This is a genomic window from Streptomyces sp. NPDC050147, assembly GCF_040660195.1.
Taxonomy (GTDB): domain Bacteria; phylum Actinomycetota; class Actinomycetes; order Streptomycetales; family Streptomycetaceae; genus Streptomyces.
Genome location: NZ_JBFALJ010000001.1, coordinates 16,323 through 30,718, shown reverse-complemented (window position 1 = coordinate 30,718; position 14,396 = coordinate 16,323). Strand labels below are relative to the sequence as shown.

14 protein-coding genes and 1 tRNA gene are annotated in these 14,396 nt (G+C 67.3%); 5 read left to right on the top strand and 10 right to left on the bottom strand.

All coding sequences use genetic code 11. The features are described 5' to 3' along the window. Positions 1-8: 8 nt before the first annotated feature. Both AB0I94_RS00145 and AB0I94_RS00140 read left to right on the top strand, forming a co-directional pair. The gene (locus AB0I94_RS00145) at positions 9-569 is read left to right on the top strand and encodes a hypothetical protein (protein ID WP_363307086.1); all 561 of its coding nucleotides are present in this window, start codon (positions 9-11) and stop codon (positions 567-569) included. A gap of 129 nt (positions 570-698) precedes the next feature. Beyond that, positions 699-2,156, top strand: a complete 1,458-nt coding sequence (locus AB0I94_RS00140; RefSeq protein WP_363307706.1) for an NF041680 family putative transposase — start codon at positions 699-701, stop codon at positions 2,154-2,156. Between the two features lie 19 nt (positions 2,157-2,175). Here the strand turns inward: AB0I94_RS00140 and AB0I94_RS00135 are convergent, their stop codons facing one another. After that, positions 2,176-2,838 carry a Type 1 glutamine amidotransferase-like domain-containing protein gene (locus tag AB0I94_RS00135; RefSeq protein WP_363307085.1) on the bottom strand — a complete coding sequence of 221 codons (663 nt, stop codon included), beginning with the start codon at positions 2,836-2,838 and terminating at the stop codon, positions 2,176-2,178. 224 nt (positions 2,839-3,062) lie between these two features. On the opposite strand from AB0I94_RS00135, the gene AB0I94_RS00130 reads away from it, so the two are divergent. Next, entirely contained in the window at positions 3,063-3,380 is a 318-nt protein-coding gene (locus AB0I94_RS00130; RefSeq protein ID WP_363307084.1) for a hypothetical protein, read from the top strand. Positions 3,381-3,400: 20 nt separating this feature from the next. Here AB0I94_RS00130 and AB0I94_RS00125 read toward each other — a convergent pair. Further along, positions 3,401-3,486 (bottom strand) — tRNA-Leu (locus AB0I94_RS00125). Positions 3,487-3,584: 98 nt separating this feature from the next. On the opposite strand from AB0I94_RS00125, the gene AB0I94_RS00120 reads away from it, so the two are divergent. After that, positions 3,585-4,241 carry a response regulator gene (locus AB0I94_RS00120; protein WP_249590519.1) on the top strand — a complete coding sequence of 219 codons (657 nt, stop codon included), beginning with the start codon at positions 3,585-3,587 and terminating at the stop codon, positions 4,239-4,241. A gap of 87 nt (positions 4,242-4,328) precedes the next feature. Here AB0I94_RS00120 and AB0I94_RS00115 read toward each other — a convergent pair whose 3' ends face one another. From AB0I94_RS00115 to AB0I94_RS00095, 5 genes are all read right to left on the bottom strand, one after another. Next, positions 4,329-5,045 (bottom strand): ABC transporter ATP-binding protein, encoded by a 717-nt coding sequence (locus AB0I94_RS00115; RefSeq protein ID WP_363307083.1) that lies wholly within the window; start codon positions 5,043-5,045, stop codon positions 4,329-4,331. Then, positions 5,042-5,911: an ABC transporter ATP-binding protein gene (locus tag AB0I94_RS00110; protein WP_363307082.1), complete on the bottom strand. Its 870-nt coding sequence runs from the start codon at positions 5,909-5,911 to the stop codon at positions 5,042-5,044. The genes AB0I94_RS00115 and AB0I94_RS00110 overlap by 4 nt, the downstream gene beginning before the upstream one ends. A 3-nt stretch (positions 5,912-5,914) precedes the next feature. Further along, positions 5,915-7,759: a branched-chain amino acid ABC transporter permease gene (locus AB0I94_RS00105; RefSeq protein WP_363307081.1), complete on the bottom strand. Its 1,845-nt coding sequence runs from the start codon at positions 7,757-7,759 to the stop codon at positions 5,915-5,917. Between the two features lie 5 nt (positions 7,760-7,764). After that, positions 7,765-8,694 (bottom strand): branched-chain amino acid ABC transporter permease, encoded by a 930-nt coding sequence (locus AB0I94_RS00100; protein ID WP_160504439.1) that lies wholly within the window; start codon positions 8,692-8,694, stop codon positions 7,765-7,767. 149 nt (positions 8,695-8,843) lie between these two features. Continuing rightward, entirely contained in the window at positions 8,844-10,091 is a 1,248-nt protein-coding gene (locus tag AB0I94_RS00095) for a branched-chain amino acid ABC transporter substrate-binding protein (RefSeq protein WP_363307080.1), read from the bottom strand. A 505-nt stretch (positions 10,092-10,596) separates the two neighbouring features. On the opposite strand from AB0I94_RS00095, the gene AB0I94_RS00090 reads away from it, so the two are divergent. Continuing rightward, complete coding sequence (locus tag AB0I94_RS00090; RefSeq protein WP_363307079.1) at positions 10,597-10,728, top strand: hypothetical protein; 132 nt, start codon at positions 10,597-10,599, stop codon at positions 10,726-10,728. 241 nt (positions 10,729-10,969) lie between these two features. On the opposite strand, the gene AB0I94_RS00085 is transcribed toward AB0I94_RS00090, so the two are convergent. From AB0I94_RS00085 to AB0I94_RS00075, 3 genes are all read right to left on the bottom strand, one after another. After that, positions 10,970-11,359 (bottom strand): hypothetical protein, encoded by a 390-nt coding sequence (locus tag AB0I94_RS00085; protein WP_363307078.1) that lies wholly within the window; start codon positions 11,357-11,359, stop codon positions 10,970-10,972. Positions 11,360-11,462: 103 nt separating this feature from the next. Next, complete coding sequence (locus AB0I94_RS00080; RefSeq protein WP_363307077.1) at positions 11,463-11,936, bottom strand: hotdog fold thioesterase; 474 nt, start codon at positions 11,934-11,936, stop codon at positions 11,463-11,465. 46 nt (positions 11,937-11,982) lie between these two features. Beyond that, entirely contained in the window at positions 11,983-14,277 is a 2,295-nt protein-coding gene (locus tag AB0I94_RS00075; protein WP_363307076.1) for an FdhF/YdeP family oxidoreductase, read from the bottom strand. Between the last annotated feature and the right edge of the window lie 119 nt (positions 14,278-14,396).

The following is a 14,396-nucleotide window of genomic DNA, read 5'->3' as shown; positions in this document are numbered from 1 at the left end:
TCCTTGCCATGAGCAACTCGTACGCGCAGGCAGTGCTGAGGACGACGGATGTTGCCGAGGCACTGCGTGTCGCTGGGCGGCTGCTCGCGCTCGCTGACACCGTGGACCTCGAAGTCGACTTCGAAGCACGGGTCTCCACGACCCCTGAGTTGGAGCGGTTGGCCGGAGTCGTGCCGGATGCTGACTGGTGGGCGTACGGGGCCGACCGGCACGGCTCCTCGCGCACGGGCGACTCCGCGTCGGAGTGCCTCCCGATCTTCATGAGCAGATGGTGCGTGGCCCCGGAAGCAGTGGAGGCATTCCTGACTGCGGCGGGGAACGTCCCGGCCATGGTGCGCTGGGACTTCAGTGGTTGGCCTGAGGCTCCGGAGGTCGGCCTCGGTCGTGGGGGCACCAGAGGCGCCTACGTCACGGTGTGTGTGAATGCACGCGACCTCTACCTTGAGGAGCCCGCGCCGGACCACACGGTGTACGTCCACGTGAAGCAGGTCGAAGCCCGACGGGCAAACTGGCTGGCGGCACAAGTCGGCCTGCGGACTATCGGCGAGTTGCAGATGGCGCCCCTCTGAGCCTTCCCGAACGCCGTCTCGCACAGGGTCACTCACCTGGGCATTCGCCGGACAGGCGGACGGCTTCCGCATGAGCATGCATTCCGTCCGTCACAGAACCGCACTCATACGAAGACCACAGGGGTGAGTCTGCTGCAGCACGACGCCCGGGACGAGGCATTCGACTTCACGTCCCACTTCCGGGAGGACCTCTACACATGCCTGACCCGGCGCGGTGACACGCTGTTCGAGCTCACGGACGCGATGCTCTGCGAGGACGGCCCGGTGACCTCACCGGTCGACCTGACGCTGCTGGCGGAACACCGGCGTGGACACGGCGCGTTGTACGACGCGCTCAACCACGGTCGCATCAACGTGGCCAGGCTGCGCAAGGCGCTGGCCATGCTGCCGCAGCCCAAGGCCGCGGACGGGCGCCTGGTCCTGGCCGTCGATGTCTCCGCGTGGCTGCGGCCCGACGCACCGACCAGCCCGGACCGTCTGTTCTGCCACGTTTACGGCCGCTCGGGACGCTCCTCGGACCAGTTCATTCCCGGCTGGCCATACTCGTTCGTCGCCGCGCTGGAGACCGGACGGACATCGTGGTGCCAGCTGCTCGACGCGGTCCGGCTCGGCCCCGACGACGATGGCGCCGAGGTCACCGCCGCTCAGGTCCGCCGCGTTGTCACCGACTTGATCGACCAGGGACAGTGGGAAGCCGGGGACGACGACATCCTGGTCGTCTTCGACGCCGGCTACGACGCCCCGCGCATGGCCCATCTCCTTGACGGCCTGCCCATTGAGGTGCTCGGGCGAATGCGTGCGGACCGTGTCATGCGACGGCCGACGCCCACACTCAAGGAGTACGCCCTGGCCTATCCCCAGGGTGGGCGACCGCCGAAGCACGGCAAGGAGTTCCGCTTCGCCAGGCCCGACACGTGGGGCGAGCCCGACACGGAAACCGTGCAAATTACCGACCGCTACGGCACCGCCCAGGCGATGGCCTGGGACCGCATCCACCCCCGGCTCACTACCCGCTCGGCGTGGATCGACCACGACGGCGAGCTCCCCATCATCGAGGGCACCCTGATCCGCCTCCAGGTCGCCCATCTGCCCGGCGGTCACGACCCGCTGCCGGTCTGGCTGTGGTCGTCCAAGACCGGCATGGCCAGCGAGAACGTCGACCTGCGGTGGCAAGCGTTCTTGAGGCGCTTCGACCTGGAACACACTTTCCGTTTTGTTAAGCAGACGCTCGGCTGGACCCGTCCCAGGCCCCGCAGCCCCGAGGCCGCGGACCGGTGGACGTGGCTCGTCATCGCAGCGCATACCCAGCTGAGGCTCACCCGCGAGGCCGCCGCCGATCTCCGCCGCCCCTGGGAGAAACCGGCCGAGCCCGCCCGGCTCACCCCAGCCCGCGTCCGCCGGGGGTTCAGGAACCTCCGCCCCCACCTGCACAGCCCGGCCCGTGCGCCCAAACCCTCAACCCCCGGCCCAGGACGCCCACTCGGCTCGAAGAACCAACGACCGGCCACCCGCTACGACGTGGGCAAATCAACTAGACGCCCTGAAAGCATCGCCGAACGTAATCAACTCAAAGCTCACAAACCATAAAAAACAAGCTCAGCTTGACTTAAAACAACTCCCAGTGGCCCTCGGAGACCACTTCGACGGCGCCGTCGGTCACCTTGATAGCGGTCTGCTCGTCGATCGCATACGCCGGACCCGCGATCCTGGCCGCCCATCGTTCTGCCTCAGCCATGGTGTTTTCCGGACAAGCCGATTGATCCAGGTGCGGGAAGATCGAGAAATCGACCAGGCCCAGCGTGCTGTCACCTCCGGTGGTTGGCTTCCAGCCCACGAAGTCCTGCCCGATGCGGGGGGTCATCACCATGCTCCCGGCGCTGATTCCCACGTAGACCGTGTCCGGCAGCGACGGCAAGAGGTCAGCGAGCCCGGATTCCCGCATCCAGTGGGCCAGGTACAGCGCGTCACCACCGTTGACCAGCAGGGCGTCGGCTTCCCGGACCCAGGAGACCCAGCGCGCTTCGTCGATGCTGGGCAACGCAGTGAGCTCCAACACGCCCACCGACTTCCACCCCAGCCCCGTCATGGGGTAGATGGATCGTCCGCTGATGAATCGCCATGACCCGCCCGGATCAGCGTTGGGGGCCCCGTACCCCGCAGTGGGGATACACAGGGCGCTGGACTCGGCGATCGGCTTACCCAGGAGGTCGACCAGCGCATTCTGGATGCTCGCGTTCGTGATACCGGAGTCGGTGAGGAGAAGCTTCATCTGTCCTTCCCGAGGAACGCCGCTTGCGTCAACAACTAGCCCGTTCGCCGACGCGTCACAGCCCCCACCATGTCAGAGTTGTCGGGGGCTGGGCGAGGGCAGGTTTGGGAACTTCACCCCGGCGGAGTGCCGCTCTGCAGGTGTTCCGTAACCTCTTCGAGCCTGTCAGCTATGCCGGGCACCGCCACGCAAGGAAGCCGTAAGCACCGAACCATGGATCCAGGATGACCGATCATCACGACGCGTGGCGACTCTTGGGCGGCAGCACCCTCGTCGGCACGATTGTCATCGACGAGCCAGGTATGCCCTGGCAGTGCGGACGTTTCCTCTCAGAACCTGCCTTCAGCCAGTTCAAGCCCTGGTTCGACGAGATCACGGCCCTCGTCGCCGCCGAAGAGTTCGAACGGTTCGACGAAGTCTATGACCTCATCGAAGGTGCCCTGACCCTAGAGTCGCCGTCGGGGGCCGTGGCCGAATTTCTGCTCCACATCGACCAGGACCGCGCCTGGTTTCGCTGGCAAGACGGCCCGGCAACAAGTTAAAACTCAAGCTTAGTCGTCACTGGTGCCGGGTGCGGGATTCGAACCCGCAAGCCCTTTCAGGCAGAGGTGTTTGAGACCTCCGTGTATACCGTTCCACCAACCCGGCCAGCCGCTGCCGGAACTATACCGGGTCACCGCGTGCCGCTGCAGCTAGGTAGGCTGGCGAGGCAGCAGTACCTGCCCGGCCCGCACCTAGGAGCCCCCGTGACTTCCCCCGAGTCGCCCCAGCCCGTAGCCGATGACGACGACAAGTCGCACGTGCCTCCGCTGACGACCCGTGTCGTCATCGCCGAGGACGAGGCTCTTATCCGGCTCGACCTCAAGGAGATGCTCGAGGAAGAGGGTTACACCGTCGTCGGCGAGGCCGGTGATGGTGAGAAAGCCGTCGAGCTGGCCCGCGAGCACAAGCCGGACCTGGTGATCCTGGACGTGAAGATGCCCGTCATGGACGGCATCTCGGCGGCCGAGAAGATCGCCGAGGAGTCCATCGCCCCGGTGCTCATGCTGACCGCGTTCTCGCAGCGTGACCTGGTCGAGCGGGCCAGGGACGCGGGCGCGATGGCGTACCTCGTGAAGCCCTTCAGCAAGACCGACGTCGTCCCGGCGATCGAGATGGCCGTCTCGCGCTACACGGAGCTGAAGACGCTGGAGAGCGAGGTCGCGGACCTCACCCTGCGTCTGGAGACGCGGAAGCTGGTGGATCGTGCGAAGTCGATCCTCCAGACGGAGTACGGCCTGACGGAGCCGGCCGCGTTTCGTTGGATTCAGAAGACGTCGATGGACCGGCGGCTCTCGATGCAGCAGGTCGCTGAGGCGGTCATCGAGGACGCCGACGAGAAGAAGGCGGCGAAGGGGCAGTAGTCCCCGGATCGCGTACGAGAAGTACGAGGAAGGCCCGCACCCCGAAGCCGGGGTGCGGGCCTTCTCGTATGCCGGGACGGCGGAGTCCTAGTCCTCTCCCAGGTACGCCTTCCGCACCGACTCGTCGTGCAGCAGGTCGTTCCCGGAGCCGGACAGGACGATCTTGCCGACCTCCATGACGTGACCGTGGTCGGCGAGTGAGAGCGCCGCCTGGGCGTTCTGTTCGACGAGCAGAATGGTCGTGCCCTGGGATTTGAGCTCGGCGATGGTTGCCATGATCTTCTGCATCATGATCGGTGAGAGGCCCATGGAGGGTTCGTCGAGCATGAGCAGTTTCGGCTGGGACATGAGGGCGCGGCCCATGGCGAGCATTTGTTGTTCGCCGCCGGAGAGTGTGCCTGCGGCTTGTTTTTTGCGTTCCCCGAGGATGGGGAAGAGTTCGTAGGCGCGCGTGATGTCCTTTTCGATGGCGGTTTTGTCGCTGCGCAGGTACGCGCCGAGGCGCAGGTTGTTCTCGATCGTCATGCGGGGGAAGATGTGCCGGCCCTCGGGGGAGTGGGCGAGGCCGAGTGCGACGATCTGGTCCGCGCGGTATTTGCGGAGTGCTTTTCCGTTGAATTTGATGGAGCCGCCGACCGGCTTGAGGAGTCCGGAGAGCGTGCGCAGTGTGGTGGTTTTGCCTGCGCCGTTCGTGCCGATCAGGGTGACGACCTCGCCGGCTTCGACCTTGAAGGAGATGCCTTTGACGGCTTCGATTTTGCCGTAGGCGACTTTGAGGTCTTCGACTTCGAGCAGTGCGGTCATCGGTTGTTCTCCTCGTTGCCCGTGGCGTCGGCTTCTGTGCTGCCGGGGGCTCCTTCGAAGGGTTCGCCCAGGTAGGCGGCGATGACGCGGTCGTCCTGTTGGACGGTTGCACTGTCGCCTTCGACGAGTTTTTCGCCTTGGACGAGTACGGCGACGCGGTCGCACAGGTTGAAGATGAAGCGCATGTCGTGCTCGATGACGAGGACGGCGATGCCCATGTCCCGGATGGCGAGGACGAGTTCTTCGGTGGCTCGGGTCTCCTGCGGGTTCATGCCTGCGGTCGGCTCGTCGAGGAGGAGCAGGCCGGGTTCGCTCGCGAGTGCGCGGGCGATCTCCAGCTTGCGCTGTTCGCCGTAGGGCAGGTTGCGGGAGAGGTGTTCGGCCTTCTCGGCGAGGCCGACGAATTCGAGGAGTTCGAGGGCGCGGGCTTTGGACTTGGCTTCTGCCTTGTGGAAGCCGGGGCCGCGCAGGAGGGCGGACCAGAGGCCTTCTTTGGTGCGTGTGTGGCGGCCGACGAGGACGTTTTCCAGGACGGTCATGTTGGCGAAGAGGCGGATGTTCTGGAAGGTGCGGGCGACGCCTGCCGCGGTGACCTTGAAGGACTTGCTGGGCAGGACCTTGCCTTTGTACCGGACTTCGCCCTCGGTGGGGATGTAGAGGCCGGTGAGGCAGTTGAAGAAGGTGGTCTTGCCCGCGCCGTTGGGGCCGATGAGGCCGACGATCTCGCCGCTGTTGACGGTGAGGTCGACGGAGCGTACGGCGGTGAGGCCGCCGAACCGCATGGTGACGCCCCGGGCGTCGAGGACAGCTTCTCCGGCCGGTGAGGGGGCGGCGCTGTCCTTGTTGGTGGTGGTGTCGGTGGTCATGGCTCAGGCCCCTGTCTTGCTGAGGACTGTGGGTGGCGGCGTGTCGCCGGGGGCCAGTTCGGCTTCGTGGAATTCGAGCTGGCGGCGGCGGTTGGGGATGAGTCCTTCGGGGCGGAAGCGCATGAGGAGTACGAGTGCGAGGCCGAAGGCGAAGAGCTGGTAGTCGCCGAGGAAGGAGAGTTTGCTGGGGATGAGGTAGAGCAGTGCCGCGCCGACGAGGGGTCCGCTGATGGTGCCCATGCCGCCGAGGACGACTGCGGCGAGGAGGAAGGCGGAGTTGGGTGGGACGGTGTTGGCGAACTGGTACTGCTCGGGGGTGACGGTGTAGGTGACGTGTGCCTGGACGGTGCCTGCGAGTCCGGCGAGTGTGGCGCCGAGTGCGAAGGCGATGAGCTTGACGCGGAAGCCGTTGATGCCCATGGCGAGTGCGGCGGTCTCGTCTTCGCGGATGGCGACCCAGGCGCGTCCGATGCGGGAGTCGCCGCTGCGTCGGAAGACGAGGACGACGACGAGGGTGATGAGCAGCATCAGGAAGAAGTAGTTCGCGAAGCGGCCGATGGTGACGCCGAGGATGCTGTGCTCGATGCCCAGGTCGAAGCCGAGGATCTTGAGGTTGGGGATCGAGGAGATGCCGTTGGAGCCGTTGGTGATGTCCGGGCCCGATGTGCCGTCGGAGTTCATCGCGACGAGCCGGAAGATCTCTCCGAAGCCGAGGGTGACGATGGCGAGGTAGTCGCCGCGCAGTCGCAGGGTGGGGGCGCCGATGAGTACGCCGAAGATGAGTGAGGCGCCGGCGCCGACGAGGATGGCGCCCCAGAACGGCAGGTGGACGTCGAAGGGTGAGGAGGGGGATCCGGAGACCATGGAGGCGGCGTAGGCGCCGACGCCGAGGAAGGCGACGTAGCCGAGGTCGAGGAGTCCGGCGAGGCCGACGACGATGTTCAGGCCGAGGGCGACGGTGGCGAAGATGAGGATGTAGACGCCGATGGTGGCGTACTGGTCGTCGCTCTGGGTGAAGGGGAAGGCTGCGGCGGCGATGAAGGCGCCGAGGAGGGTGACGTTGCGGTGTCGCCCGGTGTAGGTGGAGACCTGTGCGACGAGTCCTGCTTTGGACAGCGCGGCGAAGCCGAACGCCACGGTGAGCAGGAAGCCGATGAAGAGTTCGTCGTACTCGGTGCCGATGCCGTAGGTGAAGACCAGGAGGCCCACGGCGAGTGCGGCGACGATGATGAGGATTTCGATGGTGCTGGGGAGTTTGCGTGGTGTGGGCGGGGCTTCGGCGGCGAAGGCGCCCTTGAAGATGATCAGGCCGTTGCGCATGCGGTGCTTGAACTGTTCGCCGCCGGTGTCCTCGGGGTCGATCGCGTAGGTGTGCGGTCGTACGAAGGGCAGGGCGAGCGCGCCGAGGAAGGCGGCGAGGGTGGCGATGGCGGCGACCCAGGCGCCGGGGTCGAGGTTGGCGAGTCCGCCGAGTTGGTAGCTGATCGAGATGATCGTGTACCAGGTGGTGACGAAGGCGGCGAGCGCCGCGTATTTGAGGGCCGCGTCGGCGCCGCCGGGGGCGAGGGCGCGTGCGCCCTTGACGCCGTAGGAGGCGAGGCCGAAGAGGGTGGTGAGGAGGCCGGCGATCAGGACGAGGACTTGGAGGCCGCCGGGGTAGCCGTAGACGGTGAGGTCGCCGGGGAATGCCGCGGTCCAGGTCCATGCCATGAACGTAGAGATGATGGTGAGGATGCCGCCGCCGGTGGCCAGTGCGCGGGCGGGGCCCTCGGGGATGGCGATGAGGCCGGTGGGTGTGTGGTCGTGCTTGGGGGTGGGCGCGTCGGCCGCGGTGGTCTGTGTGGTCATGGTTCTCACGCCCTGTCCGCGACGCGCTCGCCAAGGAGACCTTGTGGCCTGACGAGGAGTACGACGATGAGGAGTACGAAGGCCCAGACGTCGGCCCAGGACTGCCCGCCGAGCTGGCTCATGCCGGGGATGTCGTTCATGTAGGCGGTGGCCATGGCTTCGGCGATGCCGAGGACGAGGCCGCCGATCATCGCGCCGTAGATGTTGCCGATGCCTCCGAGTACGGCGGCGGTGAAGGCTTTGAGGCCCCAGAGGAAGCCCATGCGGAATTGGACTTCGCCGTAGCGGAATCCGTAGGCGACGGCGGCGATGCCGGCGAAGGCGGCGCCGATCGCGAAGGCCACGACGATGACACGGTCGGTGTTGACGCCCATGAGTTTGGCGGTGTCGGGGTCTTGTGCGGTGGCTTGCATGCCGCGTCCGACGCGGGTCTTCATCACGAAGTAGCCGAGGGCGAACATGCAGATCGGGGCGGTGATCAGCAGGAAGATGTCGCCGGGCTGGATGGTGATGGAGCCCATGTGGATGGAGTCGCCGGGCATCTCGGGGAAGGTGCGGGACGACTTCGCGTTGGGGTACCAGGCCCAGACGGCTTGCTGCAGTGCGAGCGAGAGGCCGATGGCGGTGATGAGGGGTGCGAGGCGGGGTGCGCCGCGCAGTGGGCGGTAGGCGAAGCGTTCGGCTCCGACCGCTATGAGGGTGGAGACGATGACGGCGCCGATGAGCATGAGTGGCAGGGCGAGCCACATGCTGGTGCCGCCGGGCAGCCACAGCCAGACGGTGAGGGCGCCGAAGCCGCCGACCATGAATATCTCGCCATGGGCGAAGTTGATGAGCTGGACGATGCCGTAGACCATTGTGTAGCCGATGGCGATCAGGCCGTACATGGATCCCAGTAGCAGGCCGTTGACCAGCTGTTGCGGCAGTTCGTGCACCGCAGGTCCTCCGAGTCTTTCGGTGTCGTTCGGCCTGCGGGCGGTGGCGGTGGGCCTCGCTGGCCGTACGGCTTAGGTGACGGATGCGACGCCGCGCGGGGCGCTGCAGAGGCAGCGCCCCGCGCGGTGGTGTCGTGCTGCGGGGTGGGTCAGCCGGTGAAGGTGCCGGACTTGACCGGCTCCCAGCCCTTGGCCGGGTCCTCGGTGGACTTCACCTGGTACACGGTGAGTTGCTTGTTGGTCGCGTCGCCGTACTCGTCGAAGGAGACCTTGCCGGTCACGCCGTCGAAGGAGACGTTCTGCATGGCTTCGACGATCTTGGCGCGGGCGTCGTCGGGCAGTTTGCCGTCGTTGTCCTCAACGACCTTCTTGACCGCTTCGATGATCGCCCAGGTCGAGTCGTAGGAGTAGCCGCCGTAGGCCTCGTAGGCCTCCTTGTAGCCGGCCTTCTTGTAGTTCGCGATGAACTCCTTGGCGGACGGCAGTTCCTCGACGGGCTGGCCGATCGAGGTGGCCATGTCGCCCTTGCCCTCCTTGCCGGCGAGCTTGACGAAGTCGGCGCTGTAGATGCCGTCGCCGCCGACGAGCGGGATCTTGGCCCCGGCCTTCTTCATCTGCTTGCTGAGCGGGCCTGCCGCGGGGTACTCGCCGCCGTAGTAGACGACGTCGGCGTCAGAGTTCTTGATCTTGGTGGCGACGGCGCCGAAGTCCTTGGTGTCGGGGTTCACGTGCTCGGTGCCGGCGACCTTGCCGCCGAGCTTGGTGAACTCGTCCTTGAAGGTGGCGGCCAGGCCGGCGCCGTAGGTCTTCTTGTCGTCGACGACGAAGACCTTCTTCTTCTTCGCGTCGTTGTACAGGTACTGCGCGGCGAAGGGGCCCTGGACGGCGTCCGTGGTGGCGGTACGGAAGTAGGCCTTGTACGGGCGGACCTTCTTGCCGCCGTTCCAGTCCTGGCCCTGGGTCATGGCCGGGTTGGTGTTGGCGGGAGAGACCTGGACGAGCTTCGCGTCGTCGAAGACCTTCTGCATCGACTCGCCGACGGAGGAGTTCAGGGGGCCGACGGCGCCGAGGATGTCCTTGTTGGCGACGAACTTGGTCGCGTTGGTCTGACCCGACGCGGGCTGCCCCTGGTCGTCGGCGGATTCGATCTTGAAGGTGATGCCGTCGACGTGCTTCTTCGCGTTGGCCTGCTTGGCGGCGAGGTCCGCGGAGTTGCGGATACCGAGGCCCAGCGCGGACAAGTCGCCGGTCAGCGGCGCGTCGACGCCGATGACCACGGTGGTTCCGCCGCCCGCGGAGTCTTCCTTGTCCTTGTCGTCGCGTGAGCCACAGGCGGTGAGGGTGAGTGCCCCCGCGGTGAGTGCAGCGGTGATGGCTATGAGCGAACGTTGACGCACGATCAGTCCTTTCCCCTGGCACGGCCGTCCCCTGTTGGGTGGCCGAGTCGAGCGCAGAACCGAACTGAGAGGAATCCGGTGGGCGCGGTGACTGGCCGTGACTCTAAGGGCCGCTTTGTTCCTGGTGGAGTGGTCAGGCCAAAGGTGTGACGCTCTTGTTATGCCACGGAGTATTCCGGGCTGGAACTCGAGGGGCGGTTGTGGCGGAATACGCCGTCTTCGGCGCATCCCGCATGCTGAGAACTTGCAGGACTGTCAGGGTGTTTTACTCATGACATCAGTGTTTGGGGGGCATGCGGCTGTCAGGGCCCTTGAAAGATCTTTTGCGTACCTCTCGCCGAGGATGAAGGCCTGTAACTGCATTGCGCGCGCATTACGCAGTGTTACCACCAGGAAAGGGAGTCCGGCATTCCGTTGCACCGTTCCACATTTGCGAATGTGCATCGTAATGCGTGCCGTACGAGGGGTTCCCGAATTCACGGTGAATGGGGTATGGGGGGCGACGGTGACCGACAGGGCCGCCGACGGCTGCGTGATCCGTCTGACGGACACCGGCGGCCCCGCGTCCTGGCGCAGGGCGACGGTGAAGCTGAACGTACGGTCGCCGGCCCGTGGATACGTCATCTCACCCCGGTAGGTCACCGAAACGGTCTGCGAGGGATGCAGGGGTGGCGGTGGCGCCGGAGGCCGGGGGCGGGTCAGGTAGAGGCTGAGACCGGCGGCCACGACCACCACGGCCGAGGCGAGGGCCACGACGGTGCGGCGGTGCCGGGTGAGGAACGAGTGAGGCTGGACGGGGGCGGCGACCTGGTCCGCGGCGGCTCGGTCGGCTCGGGTCTCGTAGGTGTCGTCGCCGGGCTCGACGGGGCCGATGGCGTTCACACCCACGGCCCGCCGCTCGGCTCCCCGTGGCGGTAGCGCTCTTCACACCGCTCGCGTGCCTGACGCTCAATCAACTTCCGCCCGGCGTCGGCCCCGTGGCGCTTGCGCTCGGCGCGGGCCAGGTCGAGGGTGTCCCGCAGGATCGTGTACTGCCCGTTGGAGAGGCCCATCGACTGGTAGTCGCCGTAGGTCTCCTTGCCCGCGTCGTAGATCTGCCGCCCCCACTTGGTGATCAGGGCCGTGCAGAGGTCCTCGGGAGGGGTGGTGGCCGGGGAGGGCTCGGGGGTGTCGGCGGAAGGGGGGCTGCCGCCGCATCCGCCGGCGGTGAGGGGGGTGGCGAGGAGGGCGGCGAGAGCGAGCGCACAGAGCTGTTTCCGGTGCCTCATGGGCCGACGCTAGACCGGGGCCGCACGCCCCGACAATGCGCGGGGCGACCCTGAGTCGGCCCGGTCCCGCCAGCGCGCCCGCCCTCGACCGCCCTCGACTGCCTTATCCGGCGTAGACGCTCGGCTCCACGTCACGCAGCAGGCAGGTCAGCCGCGCGGTGCACACCCGCTTGTCCTGCTCGTCGGTGATCACGATCTCGTACGTCGCCGTGGAGCGGCCCCGGTGCACGGGCGTGGCCACGCCGGTGACCAGGCCCGAACGCGCGCCGCGGTGGTGCGTGCAGTTCAGGTCGACGCCGACGGCGAGCTTCTTGCTCCCGCCGTGCAGCATCGAGCCGACGGAGCCGAGGGTCTCGGCGAGCACGGCGGACGCGCCGCCGTGCAGCAGGCCGTACGGCTGGGTGTTGCCCTCGACCGGCATGGTGCCCACGACGCGCTCAGCGGAGGCCTCGACGATCTCGACGCCCATCCGGGTGCCCAGGTCGCCCGCGGAGAAGAGGGCGGGCAGGTCCACGCCGAGCGCGGCGTACTCGTCGATGACCTCTTGCGGGAACTTCACGCTGTGCTGCTCGCCCATGGGGCCCGGCTCCGTTCGTCGTCCTCACTCGTCGCTGAGCGAACGCTCAGTCGGTCCCTGATTGTTCCAGGCGTACGACGACGGACTTGCTGGCGGGGGTGTTGCTGGTGTCAGCGGTCGCGTCCAGCGGGATCAGGACGTTCGTCTCCGGGTAGTACGCCGCCGCGCAGCCCCGGGCCGTCGGATAGTGCACGATCCTGAAGCCCGGCGCGCGCCGCTCGACGCCGTCCCTCCACTCGCTCACGAGGTCGACGTACGACCCCTCGGCCAGGCTCAGCTCACGGGCGTCCTCGGGGTTGACCAGGACGACACGGCGGCCGTTCTTGATGCCCCTGTAGCGGTCGTCGAGGCCGTAGATCGTGGTGTTGTACTGGTCGTGCGAGCGCAGTGTCTGCAGCAGGAGACGGCCCTTGGGCAGGGCGGGGAACTCGACCGGCGCGGCGGTGAAGTTGGCCTTGCCGGTGGCCGTGGGGAAGCGGCGCTCGTCGCGCGGGGCGTGCGGCAGGGTGAAGCCCGCGGGGTCGGCCACCCTGGCGTTGAAGTCCTCGAAGCCGGGGATCACGCGTGCGATGCGGTCGCGCACCGTGGCGTAGTCCTTCTCGAACTCCTCCCAGGGCGTGGCCGATCCGGGGCCGAGGACGCGGCGGGCGAGGCGGCACACGATGGCGGGCTCGGAGAGCAGGTGCGGGCTCGCGGGCTCCAGACGGCCGCGCGATGCGTGCACCATGCCCATGGAGTCCTCGACGGTCACGAACTGCTCGGTGCCTTTCCCCTTCGGGCCGCCCTGGAGGTCCCGCTCGGTGCGGCCGAGCGTCGGCAGGATCAGGGCGCGCGCGCCCGTGACGGCGTGCGAGCGGTTCAGCTTCGTCGACACGTGGACGGTCAGGCGGGCCTTGCGCATCGCCGCCTCCGTCACCTTGGTGTCGGGTGAGGCCGCGACGAAGTTGCCGCCCATCGCGAAGAACACCTTCGCCTTGCCGTCCCGCAGTGCCTCGATCGCGCGGACGACGTCCAGGCCGTGCTCGCGCGGCGGCGCGAAACCGAACTCCTTCTCCAGGGCGTCGAGGAAGGCCGGCGCGGGCCGCTCGAAGATGCCCATCGTGCGGTCGCCCTGCACGTTCGAGTGCCCGCGCACCGGGCACACGCCCGCGCCCGGACGGCCGATGTTGCCGCGCAGCAGGAGGAAGTTGACGACCTCGCGGATGGTCGGCACGGCGTGCTTGTGCTGGGTCAGGCCCATCGCCCAGCACACGACGGTGCGCTTCGACGCGAGGACCATGGCGAGGGCTTCCTCGATGCTCTCGCGGGTGAGGCCGGTCGCGGCGAGGGTCTCGTCCCAGTCGGCGCCGCGCGCGGCCTCGGTGAACTCCTCGTACCCATGGGTGTGTTCGCGGACGAACTCCTCGTCGATCGCCCCGTCCGTCTCCAGGATGAGTTTGTTGAGGAGACGGAACAGGGCCTGGTCGCCGCCGAGGCGGATCTGCAGGAAGAGATCGGTGAGGGCGGTGCCCTTGAGCATGCCCTGCGGGGTCTGCGGGTTCTTGAAGCGTTCCAGGCCCGCCTCGGGCAGCGGATTGACCGTGATGATCTTCGCGCCGTTGTTCTTCGCCTTCTCCAGCGCGGAGAGCATGCGGGGGTGGTTCGTGCCCGGGTTCTGCCCCGCGACGATGATCAGGTCCGACTTGTAGAGGTCCTCCAGGAGGACGCTGCCCTTGCCGACGCCGATCGTCTCGGTGAGCGCGGAGCCGGACGACTCATGGCACATGTTCGAGCAGTCGGGCAGATTGTTCGTGCCCAGCTCACGGGCGAAGAGCTGGTACAGGAACGCCGCTTCGTTGCTGGTGCGGCCCGAGGTGTAGAAGACGGACTCGTCCGGGGTGTCCAGCGCCGCCAGTTCCTCGGCGATGACGTCGAAGGCCCGCTCCCAGGAGATGGGCTCATAGTGCTCGGCGCCCTCAGCCAGATACATCGGGTGGGTGAGGCGGCCCTGCTGCCCCAGCCAGTACCCACTGCGGGTCGCGAGGTCGGCCACGGGGTGCGCGGCGAAGAAGTCGGGGGTCACGCGGCGCAGCGTGGCCTCCTCGGCGACCGCCTTCGCGCCGTTCTCGCAGAACTCCGCGGCGTGCCGGTGCTCGGGCTCGGGCCAGGCGCAGCCGGGGCAGTCGAAGCCGTCCTTCTGATTGACCCGGAGCAGTGTCAGCGCCGTGCGGCGCACACCCATCTGCTGCTGGGCCATGCGCAGCGAGTGCCCGATGGCGGGGAGGCCCGCCGCGGCGTGCTGCGCCTGCGCGACCTGCGGCGCGTCCTGGACGGGATCACCCTTGGGCGACTTCCTTGCCATGGTCGGCTCCCCTTCGAGCACGTGCGTGAGCTACGTCTGCGAGTCTCCCACGCGCCGCTGACAGCACGGTCGCGGGTGAGGGTTGGGCCTGACTGTCAGTGGGGCGTGGCAGGATCGGG